The organism is Acinetobacter sp. ANC 3781 (assembly GCF_004331285.1).
GTDB lineage: Bacteria > Pseudomonadota > Gammaproteobacteria > Pseudomonadales > Moraxellaceae > Acinetobacter.
Map to the genome: position 1 here is coordinate 1 of NZ_SJOH01000035.1, position 11,076 is coordinate 11,076.

The window sequence follows — 11,076 nt, forward strand, 5'->3', positions numbered from 1 at the left end:
CGTTATCTGAGTTGAATTGAAAATTATTCAGTACTTTTTGGCAATAAAAAGGAAATAGATTTTATTTAAATCAACAAACAGGGAGATTCGTCTCGACGCTATAAATAATTTTCAATATAAATAAAGCTTTTTTTGATAGGGGTTAAGATGTAGGATTTATCTCTATTTTAATTATTTTTTAAATAAAACTTACTTGCATAAATTACTATAAAAAAGATTATATTTTACTTAGTGATAAGATGTTTCCTATTATGGTTTTCTTTATATACTAACTAATAAAGTGCTATAGCGTAAGCTCGATTCCTATCAGGAAGATATTAAAGAATTTAATATCGGAATAATTCTCAGAATTTAAAAAGTATGGGCTATAAAAGCCCATATTCTAAAATATTACATTTTATCCCATGCATCTTTTACCGCATGCTTAGCTTGATCCCATTTTAAACGAGACTCTGCTTTAAATTTATCCCATTTTGTTTGTAGATCATTCTCGGAATCTTCAAAACGTGCATTTTCACCATATTCAGACCGGGAATTACGTCCAAATTCATAAGCGGAAGATAAATCTCGATCATAATCAATATCTGGAATATCACGATGTAAATCATTGTAATATGGTCGATTAGTATGGTTTTCGCGCCAGTATTTTTCAGATTCCATACTGTTTGGAGTACGAGTTTGATTCTCTAGATTTGGATCAATCATTATTTTATTCCTATTTTTTGAATCAATATATAAGGGAATCTAATACCCATATGTATGATAAAGAATGTTTAATTTAAAAATTACTTCTGCTGTTCGTTTTGGTCATTTGGATTTTTTCCAAAATTTTGCTGTTGGCCAGTTTGTTGACGCTGATTGTCATTCTGTTGTTGCTGCTTATCATTAACATGTTTTAGAGGCTGGTTAGAATTTTGCTGCTGTTGACCATTTTGCTGACGTTGCGGATCTTGAGGGTTTTGCTGGCGCTGTTGATCATTTTGTTGCTGTTGCTGACCTGAGTTATCATTTTGCTGTTGATTTGGATTATTAGAGTGAACATTATTTTGATCTTGCTGATTATTTACATTACTCATTTTTACACCTCATAATATATAGTTAGTAAAATTTTAGAATCTGTATAAACCAGATATAATTATTATTAGCATGGATTTTTGATTAATAAATAAAATAGATGTTACATATTGTGTAATATTTTATTTAATGTTTCTATAAAATACTTTTAATAAATAAAATGTGGTAAAAATTAGAAATAAGAGAAATTCTATTTTAAGATATTAATTATTTTGAATAATTTCAACTAAACTCTTACAGATCAAATCAATCAGTTTTTTTAATTTCTCTTCCTTTTTTCCTTTGCAAAAACACCGATAACTATATAGTTTATTTTTATATAAAATAGAATAAAAAAAGGTTCCTACAGGTTTATCCTTGGTTTCTGATCCTCCAGGTTTAAGCAACCCAGTACATCCCACATATATATCTGATTTGAATATTTTTTTTGATTTTTTAACTAATTCTTCAGTGATTTTAGAAGACTCTGGTGTATATTTTTTAATCATTTTGGAGGGGATTTTTAAAATATTTTCCTTAATTTTTAAATCATAACAAACTAATCCACCATTTAAAATGTCACCAGAAAAAGGGCTAAGAGAGAATCGGTAAGCCAGATAGCCTGCAGAAGCACTTTCAATAAAAGTAATATTAAGTTTATTTTTGGCCATTAATTTACAACATTTAGCAGTCATATTCATAACCTTGTTTTTAGCCTTTTTGATTATAATATCTTAAGGATGAACATAGATATTAACAATATATTTTCTATAAATTTTTTATCATAATTTAGGAGTTATGTAATTTAACTGTTTGAATTATATAAATAGATAAAAACCAGTTAAACACAAATTAAACGAATAATAACAATTTGAATCTTTTACCATGTCATATTGGTAACCTATGTTTATAGCAGAATTACCGCTTGGAGAATAAAAATGCCAGTAGCAGTAAAAGAACGCTTGCTCGATTTAATTGATAAAAATCATCAGAACTACTGCGATATAGTGAATTACTTTATGAATTCACAAATTACCCAACATGCTAAAGAGCGAAAAGCCGCGATTTTTTTACGCAAAGAAATTCAGACCTTGAATTTAGATAGCTTAGAATTTCCTTTGGACTTGAATAAAATTCCTGAATGGCTTTGTAATGATAATAAAGTTCAATGTAGTGAATATCAGTTATATAAAGATAGAAGGAGTAGCGGGGGAGAGCGAGAGTATTTTAAGAATGTAAGTCAAGCGTTTGAATTCCTTATTAAAGTCGCTCCGGTAAAGCGGGTAGATGGTGCATGGTTATATAGCTTAGTTCATTACTGGAATGATCCAATTTTTCATGAGTTAATCCAAATATATGTAGAGGAATTAGGGCTGGGCTTAGCCAAATCTAATCATGTAAGTTTATTTGATGATTTACTGGTTAAGCTGGGTCTGGAACATTTCGTATTAGAGTTAGAGGATGAGTATTATCATCAGCCTGCAATTCAATTAGCACTTGCTTATGCCCCCCCTGAATTTATTCCCGAAATAGTCGGTTTTAATTTGGGCTACGAACAGTTGCCATTACATCTTCTGATTACCAATTATGAGCTCAATGAATTAGGCATTAATTCCCAATATTTTAATCTGCATATCACTATAGATAATATGGACAATGGTCATGCAGACTTATCCATTAAGGCCTTGGAAAAAATTTATAAAAAATTCAAAGATAAAGATTCATTTATAGAAAAAATGAAAATTGGTTTTGCTTTGAATAATAAAGGATTATCTTCTAGACAAATTATTAAAAATTTAAATTCAGAAGCTTTAGTGGTTAATATTTTGAAACGGAAAGCCCTAGTTGGCAATGTCATTCATAATGATAAATGTAAATTTAATAATCGGTCTATTAATGAGTGGCTTTCTGAGCCGAATCTGGTCGAAGAATTTGTAGAACTGCTGATTGAAAAGCAGTGGATCATTCTAAATCAGGATCCTGAACAAAGCCGGTTCTGGAAGTTGATCAGTCATGAAGAAGGCAAAATGTATGGGGTTTTTAATGCGACTGAAAAGCAAATTATTCACGACTGGATTGCAGGTGACTATTTTAAACAATCGCATTCGAAGTACAAAAAGGTCAGCTCCACTTCTAGCGCTATCGATGAGTTCATGTTCAGTTATTTAGCTGATGGAGAGTTAGAGACCCTACAACAGCAAATTTCTGAATCAGGCAATCTAGCTGTCAAAATAAATAAATTGCTACCTTATCTGGCACCTCATGCCCATCATAAAGAAGCTGGCCTTTGGTGTACTCAACGTTTTGTGGATTATCTTTTTCCCTTTCTTAGTGAGAAAAAATCATCCATTCATTAATTGCATGCAAATACAATTTGCATCATTTTTTACCATCCTCAGTAGTACTTTAACTAACAATTATAGGTAGGAATATGGACCCTAAAGCAAAGAAAAGTGAAGTAGCAGGAACTGACACTTTAGATAAGCAAAATACCAATGCCAAATCGCAACAATTGGATGAGTTTCGCCGAGATGCTACTGGCGAGGCACTGACCACAAATCATGGCGTCAAAATTTCTGATAACCAGAATAGCTTAAGGGCAGGTGTGCGTGGTTCCACTTTACTGGAAGATTTTATTTTAAGAGAAAAAATCACCCATTTTGATCATGAACGTATTCCAGAGCGTATTGTGCATGCACGTGGTGTAGGCGCGCATGGATATTTTCAGGCCTATGAAGGTAATGAACAATATACAAAAGCGGCTTTTCTAACTGATGCTAGTGCAAAAACCCCAGTCTTTGTGCGGTTTTCTACTGTGCAGGGGCCACGTGGTTCTGCAGATACTGTTCGAGATATTCGCGGCTTTGCAATCAAGTTTTATACTCAAGAAGGTAATTACGACATGGTGTGTAACAATGCACCTGTTTTCTTCGTGCAGGACGGGATTAAATTTCCCGATTTTGTCCATGCAGTAAAACCAGAACCTAATACAGAAATTCCAACAGGTGCTAGTGCTCATGATACTTTCTGGGACTTTGTATCACTGGTACCTGAATCTGCACATACAGTAATGTGGGCCATGTCTGATCGCGCGATTCCCAGAAACTTACGTTCGATGCAAGGTTTCGGAGTACATACTTTCCGCATGATCAATGCTGCGGGTAAAGCAATTTTTGTCAAGTTTCACTGGACTCCAAAACAGGGCATGGCTCAACTTGTTTGGGATGAGGCACAAAAAATTGCAGGAAAGGACCCGGATTTCCATCGTCGTGATTTATATGAAGCGATTGAAGCAGGAAATTATCCGGAGTGGGAACTGGGTATTCAGATTGTGGAAGAAGAAGACGAGATGAAGTTTGATTTCGATTTACTGGATCCCACAAAAATTATTCCCGAAGAACTGGTGCCTGTAACTCCAATTGGCAAATTGGTGCTCAACCGCAATATCGACAACTTCTTTGCTGAAACTGAACAAATCGCTTTTTGTCCGGGCCATATTGTCCCAGGGCTAGATTTTACCAATGATCCGCTATTGCAAGCGCGCCTATTTTCTTATACCGATACTCAGTTGAGTCGTTTAGGCGGTCCAAACTTCCATCAATTGCCAATTAACCGTGCAGTATGTCCATTCCATAACAATCAGCGTGATGGCATCCACCAAAGCTTTGTACATCAGGGACAGGCCTCTTACCAACCAGACTCTATTGACAACAATTGGCCAGTAGAAACACCATCCGCTACCCAAGGTGGGGGGTTCGAGAGTTATCAGGAACGTATTGACGGTAATAAGATTCGTGCACGTAGTGATTCATTCTCAGATCATTTCTCTCAAGCTCGTCTTTATTACCAAAGCCTGGCTCCGTATGAGCAAAAGCACGTGGTAGATGCTTACGTATTCGAATTAAGTAAAGTTCAACGTCTACATATTCGAGAGCGGGAAGTAAAAGAAGTGTTGGCGAATATTGATTTAGATTTAGCGCAACAGGTCGGTCTGAAGTTAGGTATTGAAGTGCCTAATAATACGGATAAAAATCTTAAGAAATCCTCAGTTGAGAAGTCTGCGAAATTAAGTTTTGAGGCTTTTGTACCTGAAGATATTAAAGCCAGAAAAATCGCTGTGCTAGTGCATGATAATGTGAATCAAGCCAATATTGATGCAATTTTAACATGGGCTAAAGCTGAAAATGCAGTGGCTCATATTCTTACTCCAACCCCTGCACCCGTTTTAAATGACCAGAAAGCTAAATTGCCTTCCAATGGAATGCAAAAGGGTGAGCCTTCTATTATGTATGATGCAGTTGTAATTGTTGATGGTGATAATTACGATGTAGTCAAGACAGATGGTATTGCGACTCATTATATTCTGGAAGCTTATAAACATTTAAAACCGATCATTTTCTTAGGCGATAAGAAAACCTTAATTGATGATCTAAAATTGGTGATGGATAAAGGTACGCTAGTGGCTGAAGAGTTTAATGCAGTAAGAGATGAGTTTAAGGATCTGATTCGAGCTCATCGTATTTGGGCACGAGAACAAGTAGCAGAAGCGATTCCAGCTTAAATATTTATAAAAGCATAAATTTTTTAGCAAGTTTATGTAGGGCAAATTTTCAACAAGTAAGGGGAAACGCAATGTTTCCCCTTATTTTATGATTTTATAAAAATTTAGTCCTCTAAGTGACAAATATAATCTAAGACTTCATCTGCCCTAATCTTGAACCGACTATTCCTTGGAACATAGAAAGATTGGCCAGCATAGTAAATCTGGCCTTGTACATCATTTTCTAGTTGAACATGACACTTACCTGAAATGATTTCTATACGTTCAGGTACATTTGTTTCGAAAGTAAGGGGGGATTCTGTAGGTAAAATTACGCCTATTGTTTTTTTTGTGCCATTTTTAAACTGAATAGTACGACTAATAGATAAACCGTCAAAATAAATATTTGGCTTTTTTACTACAGAAACAAAATCAAATTGAGTTGACATCAAGATGCTCCTGAAAAGTTTTTTATAATAATTGAGCAATATTAGAATATGTATTTGAAATCCAAAGATATACAGGAGAAATATATTTTTTAGTTTAATTATGTAAATTTAATTAACAGTTGTTACCGACAACCTCATTTTATGGAAAAACTAAATTATTCAATATATTATAACTATTTCATTATTTTCTATTTTTAAAAGGAGTGAGGTCCCTTTATGTGAACTTTTATATTTTAATTTACAGGATATTTAACCTAATCAATTCCTCGTTAGCGCGAGACAGAATCTAGACAAACTATTAAAATTTTATGCTTAAGTTATAATTTTTAATGTCCATTTTGATCCAGTCAAGCTTACTACATCTATTATAAAAATGAGTTCTATTGCTTGTATGCCAATTAAATAATCTATAATTTTAATAGCTTATTTATAACATTTCTTAAGCGTACTTTATGTACCTTGAAACAGTTACAAAACAGTTTTTAAATAATTGAAAAAGGCAATTTATTTATAGTTATTTTGTGTATAATTTCGCCAAATTTAGCCCCTGTACAGTTATTGGTTTCCAATAAATCTACAGGGGTTTTTCTATGGAATTATTTTGGATTTGGATGCCCAGAACTTTCTTATCGTGGTGGCTCACACATGTTTTCTTCCAAAACAGTACATCTAGACCATGCAACACAACATAGTGCGCAGCGTCTATCTACATTACTTTGTTTTTTCACTCTCGGATTAAGTACTGCCGCTTGGGCACCTCTTATTCCTTATGCTCAGCAAAGACTTCATCTTAATCATGCTGACTTTGGCACTTTGTTGCTGAGTATAGGGTTAGGTTCCATGATTGCTATGCCTGCAACAGGTTTATTAATTCAGAAAGTGGGCTGTCGTGTGATTATCTCGGTAGCAATTTTAATATTATTACTCGTTTTACCGACTTTTGCTTTGAGTAGCAGCATCATCTTCATGTCTGTAGCATTGTTCTTATTTGGTACAGCTGCAGGTAGTTTAGGCGTTGCTATTAATTTACAAGCTGTAATTGTAGAAAAAAACAGTGCTAAAAGTATGATGTCTCAGTTCCACGGTATGTGTAGTTTAGGAGGCTTGGCTGGAGTAATGACGGTCACAGCGTTACTGGCAATGGGCGTAACACCGTTAATGAGTGCTCTGGCTATTTGCACTTTACTGATGATCATCAGTTTAATTGCTGTGCCGAATAGTCTGTCTAAAATTGAAAATGATCAGAAAACTGATCCTGCTAAACTTGAGTCTAAATCGAAAAAATTACCACGTCCATTCATTATATTGATTGGGTTGGTCTGCTTTATTGCTTTTCTTTCAGAAGGTTCAGCCATGGACTGGAGTGGTATTTATTTAGTCAGTGAGTATGGCCTAAAACCGGCATTTGCTGGGCTGGCTTATACATTTTTTGCTATCGCAATGACTGCTGGACGTTTTGCGGGCCATTACTTACAAAGAATATTAGGTGAAAAAAATATCATTATTTACAGTGCAATTTGTGCATCGCTTGGTCTTTTCACTGTAGTTATGGCACCACATTGGATAGTGGTTTTATTGGGTTATAGTTTGCTCGGTTTAGGATGTTCTAATATTGTACCGGTGATGTTTTCACGTGTAGGACGTCAAAATGTCATGCCCAAAGCTGCTGCATTATCCTGTGTTTCGACTATGGCGTATAGTGGATCTTTATTAGGTCCTGCATTGGTAGGAATGGCCAGTGAAATGATAGGGTTAACTATTGTTTTTGGAATGATTGCCGCCTTACTGATGCTGATTGCATTTTTGAATCACTTTACTCAAATTAAAGCTTCTTAATTCGCCTGCTTCAAATTTTTATTTAAGATACATAAAAAACCGGGAGATCAACTAATCTACCGGTTTTTTATATTGAAAAATATGCAATTTATCTAATGTATATCTTTAATACTGAACAACTCGATTATAGGATTTACGGAGTTGGGGGGTAAAAATTTTAAGTGCTTCTGCTCGTCTTAAATCTTCCAGAAAAGCATTCCGCCAGTCATTAATATTAAAACGTTGTAATCCTTTCATGAGGTGTTTGTAGCGGTCCAGACGTTCTGCCTTGGACATAGTCAAAGCCTTTTTTAAACCCTTAATCATGCTGTTACGATCTTCTGGATCCACAATAATTGCTTCAGACATTTGTTCTGCTGCACCGGCATACTTTGAAAGAATTAAAACACCGGGATCCTCTGAATTTTGGGCAGCAACGTACTCTTTTGCTACCAAGTTCATGCCATCGCGCAAAGAGTTAACCCAACAAATATTGGCTTGTCGATAAATTTTCATCAGCTCATCATGCGAAACAGTTTCATGAGTGCAATTGATAGGCGACCAGTCATCTTGCGAAAACTCCTGATTAATAAAATCAATTCTAGATTTTAAATGGTCATAGAGATTTTTATAAGCTGAAATCTCCATGCGGCATGGACATGCAATTTGTAGATCAGTAATATTTTTGTGATATTCGGGATTGGTTTTTAAAAACTCTTCATAAGCATTAAAACGCTCTATTAATCCTTTGGAATAGTCAATCCGGTCAACACTAATAATGGTTTTTTGATCAGTTAAATCTTCAAATTCAAATACAGGGTGAGAAATCTCTGTTTCTTGCTGAGCAACCTGTTGTATGAGTTCAGGATTAACCCCAATTGGATAGCATTTGATAGCAATCTGGCGATTGTTATAGCTTAATAGATCGCTATTAATAACTTCAGAAGCTAAGACCTGATGACATACTTCCATACATTGTTTTTGGTCATGTTCAGTTTGTAAACCTACCACATCGTACTGGCAAAGATCTTGAATCAATGACGGTGCAGTAGGAATTAAGTCCCAGATCTTTAAACCGGCAAAGGGGATGTGTAAAAAGAATCCAATCCTATTTTGCATGCCCAATTCACGGCAATAACGAGCTACACTAAGAAAATGATAATCATGTACCCAAATTACATCATCTGGTTGAGCAATTTCATAAAGTTGATGGGCGAACAAACGATTAACTTCTTGATAGGTTTTAAATTCTTCTGGTTTGTAGTTAATTAGATCATCGCGATCATGCATGGCTGGCCAAAGCGTATTATTGGCAAAGCCACAATAATAGCCGTCATATTGTTCTTCAGTTAAAGGGCAGGTAATATATTCCACACCTTGATACTTAGTCTGGCTGAAATACGGATGTTGGTTATTTTTAATTTTTTCACCATTCCATCCCAACCAAATTCCTCCAATATCCTGTAGTGCATCTTGTAAAGCAACTGCCAAGCCACCGGCTGTGGATTTCTCGGGATTGGGTAAACTTACGCGATTTGATAATACGATTAATTTAGACATGCTTTTTCTCCATGCGATACTTCAGAGTGTCTTGAAAAATGTGTTTTAAAAAATTGTAAAAATAAGTCAAGAAAATTAGCGACATCTGCAACATTTTTAAGGCGATAGCATGCTTCTGTTTCCTCCTCTCCAACTTTTATACTGATACCGTGATAGTGATTTACTACTTCAAAACCGGATTCGTCGGTTTTATCATCACCAATAAAAATAGGTAAAACATTGGTAAAATTTAAATGATTCAATATCTTCTGAATTGCCTGTCCTTTATCAGCCGCTACAGGGATTAATTCAAATACATATTTACCTTCATTAATTTTAAATTCCGAATGTCTACTCTGGATATCATGTGCAATTTTTTTTGCAATTTCGGCCATTTCTGGGTATTGCCGATAATGAATAGCCACTGAATAATCTTTATTCTCAATTAACAATTGAGGATAGGGAAGACAGGTCTTTTGAGTGTCTTGCTGAATTAAAGCAATATGAGCTTTATTAATATCTGCATTTAACTTCCCAAATGGTTGCATGTGTATTTCTAGACCATGCGTTCCGGCAATTGGTAACTGTAGTGGAGAAAATAAATGTGAGGCTACCTGTACAGAACGTCCGGTTATAGCAATCACAGGAATATCTAAATCCTTTAGTTGGCGCAATGTACACAAGGTTGTTTTAGGAATAAAACTTTTTAAAGGATCTATATGGAATTCGGAAAGAGTTCCATCAACATCAAGAAATATACAGCATTGTTTTTCTTTAGAAAAATATTCGCTAATAACAGATAATAAGTTCTGAGAATAAGATTCTTTATTTAAAGATTGGCGTGTAGCATTATGCATGTTCTATATCTACTACTTATTATGGTTAATCACTAATAGCACTAAAAACTTGATTAATGACGTAATTTATTATTAAACCTACATAACTTAATTAAAAATTACATATTTTCTTCTTATTTTAACTATGTTATTTTTTGTTTTTATTTACATGTGCTTACACTATTTATTAACATGATGTATGATTTTTTATTTTAAAAATAACCTTTCAATTAACAAATAGTCAAAATTAATTTACTTATTAATAGGAGTATTTTATAAATAAAAATGCTAATAATATTTAAAGCAGAAATGGATAATCTTCTGAAATTATAATCTTTAACTTTGATTTCATGCCCCCATATAAATATTATGATCCAACGCATAGTAATATCCAATTTGGATACTACTTTTTTGCTATGGGAGCTTAATAATATGTTTCATTTTTTGCGTGAATTACTTTGCTTACATACTTATGAATATTTCGAGAATATTGAATGCCGGAAGTGTGGAAAAACGAAGTCTGATTAGCGGAAGATATTACTTTAAATAACCAATATTATCTTGATATTATTAGATCTCTTGCGAAAGTCATTATCGAAAATTTATCCGGTTTACCAATGCAGCTATTAAGTTGACGCGTAAACCAAATCTTTTCCGTCTATTTCGATAGCGTTCACTTAATATTCTAAATGTTTTCAATTGACTATTGATGTGTTCGATCACAACTCGTATTTTTCCAATCATTTTATTGTACTTTTTCTCAACATCAAATAAGGGTAAATTCTTCTTTTTCTTTATTGGCATCAATAACTTAAAGCCATCTTGCTCTAATCCATAGTAACCT

10 protein-coding genes are annotated in these 11,076 nt (G+C 34.2%); 3 read left to right on the forward strand and 7 right to left on the reverse strand.

Going from position 1 to position 11,076, the window contains the following annotated elements; all coding sequences use genetic code 11:
* Positions 1-390: 390 nt before the first annotated feature.
* The 3 genes from E0H89_RS16165 to E0H89_RS16175 all read right to left on the reverse strand — a co-directional run bounded on the left by E0H89_RS16165 (position 391) and on the right by E0H89_RS16175 (position 1,748).
* Complete coding sequence (locus E0H89_RS16165) at positions 391-705, reverse strand: hypothetical protein (RefSeq protein WP_447053084.1); 315 nt, start codon at positions 703-705, stop codon at positions 391-393.
* 80 nt (positions 706-785) lie between these two features.
* A complete protein-coding gene (locus tag E0H89_RS16170) occupies positions 786-1,076 on the reverse strand; it encodes a hypothetical protein (protein WP_131218529.1) in 291 nt (96 codons plus the stop codon).
* A gap of 201 nt (positions 1,077-1,277) precedes the next feature.
* On the reverse strand, positions 1,278-1,748 hold the full coding sequence (locus E0H89_RS16175) for a CinA family protein (protein WP_171459178.1): 471 nt from the start codon (positions 1,746-1,748) through the stop codon (positions 1,278-1,280).
* Between the two features lie 243 nt (positions 1,749-1,991).
* On the opposite strand from E0H89_RS16175, the gene E0H89_RS16180 reads away from it, so the two are divergent.
* Together E0H89_RS16180 and katE are read left to right on the forward strand one after the other, a co-directional pair.
* Positions 1,992-3,410, forward strand: coding sequence for an iron-containing redox enzyme family protein (locus E0H89_RS16180; RefSeq protein ID WP_131218533.1), 1,419 nt, complete (start codon positions 1,992-1,994; stop codon positions 3,408-3,410).
* A 74-nt stretch (positions 3,411-3,484) separates the two neighbouring features.
* Positions 3,485-5,614 carry a catalase HPII gene (gene katE, locus E0H89_RS16185; RefSeq protein WP_131218535.1) on the forward strand — a complete coding sequence of 710 codons (2,130 nt, stop codon included), beginning with the start codon at positions 3,485-3,487 and terminating at the stop codon, positions 5,612-5,614.
* Between the two features lie 104 nt (positions 5,615-5,718).
* Here the strand turns inward: katE and ppnP are convergent, their stop codons facing one another.
* On the reverse strand, positions 5,719-6,045 hold the full coding sequence (ppnP, locus tag E0H89_RS16190) for a pyrimidine/purine nucleoside phosphorylase (RefSeq protein ID WP_250697895.1): 327 nt from the start codon (positions 6,043-6,045) through the stop codon (positions 5,719-5,721).
* A gap of 642 nt (positions 6,046-6,687) precedes the next feature.
* Between ppnP and E0H89_RS16195 the strand changes: the two genes are divergently transcribed.
* Positions 6,688-7,878 (forward strand): MFS transporter, encoded by a 1,191-nt coding sequence (locus E0H89_RS16195; protein WP_131218539.1) that lies wholly within the window; start codon positions 6,688-6,690, stop codon positions 7,876-7,878.
* A gap of 105 nt (positions 7,879-7,983) precedes the next feature.
* On the opposite strand, the gene E0H89_RS16200 is transcribed toward E0H89_RS16195, so the two are convergent.
* From E0H89_RS16200 to E0H89_RS16210, 3 genes are all read right to left on the reverse strand, one after another.
* Positions 7,984-9,417: an alpha,alpha-trehalose-phosphate synthase (UDP-forming) gene (locus tag E0H89_RS16200; RefSeq protein ID WP_131218540.1), complete on the reverse strand. Its 1,434-nt coding sequence runs from the start codon at positions 9,415-9,417 to the stop codon at positions 7,984-7,986.
* Positions 9,405-10,253 carry a trehalose-phosphatase gene (otsB, locus tag E0H89_RS16205; RefSeq protein WP_131218542.1) on the reverse strand — a complete coding sequence of 283 codons (849 nt, stop codon included), beginning with the start codon at positions 10,251-10,253 and terminating at the stop codon, positions 9,405-9,407. Before otsB ends, E0H89_RS16200 begins: the two co-directional genes overlap by 13 nt.
* A 570-nt stretch (positions 10,254-10,823) precedes the next feature.
* A partial coding sequence (locus E0H89_RS16210) for a transposase family protein (RefSeq protein WP_165494072.1) occupies positions 10,824-11,076 on the reverse strand: 253 nt, incomplete at its 5' end.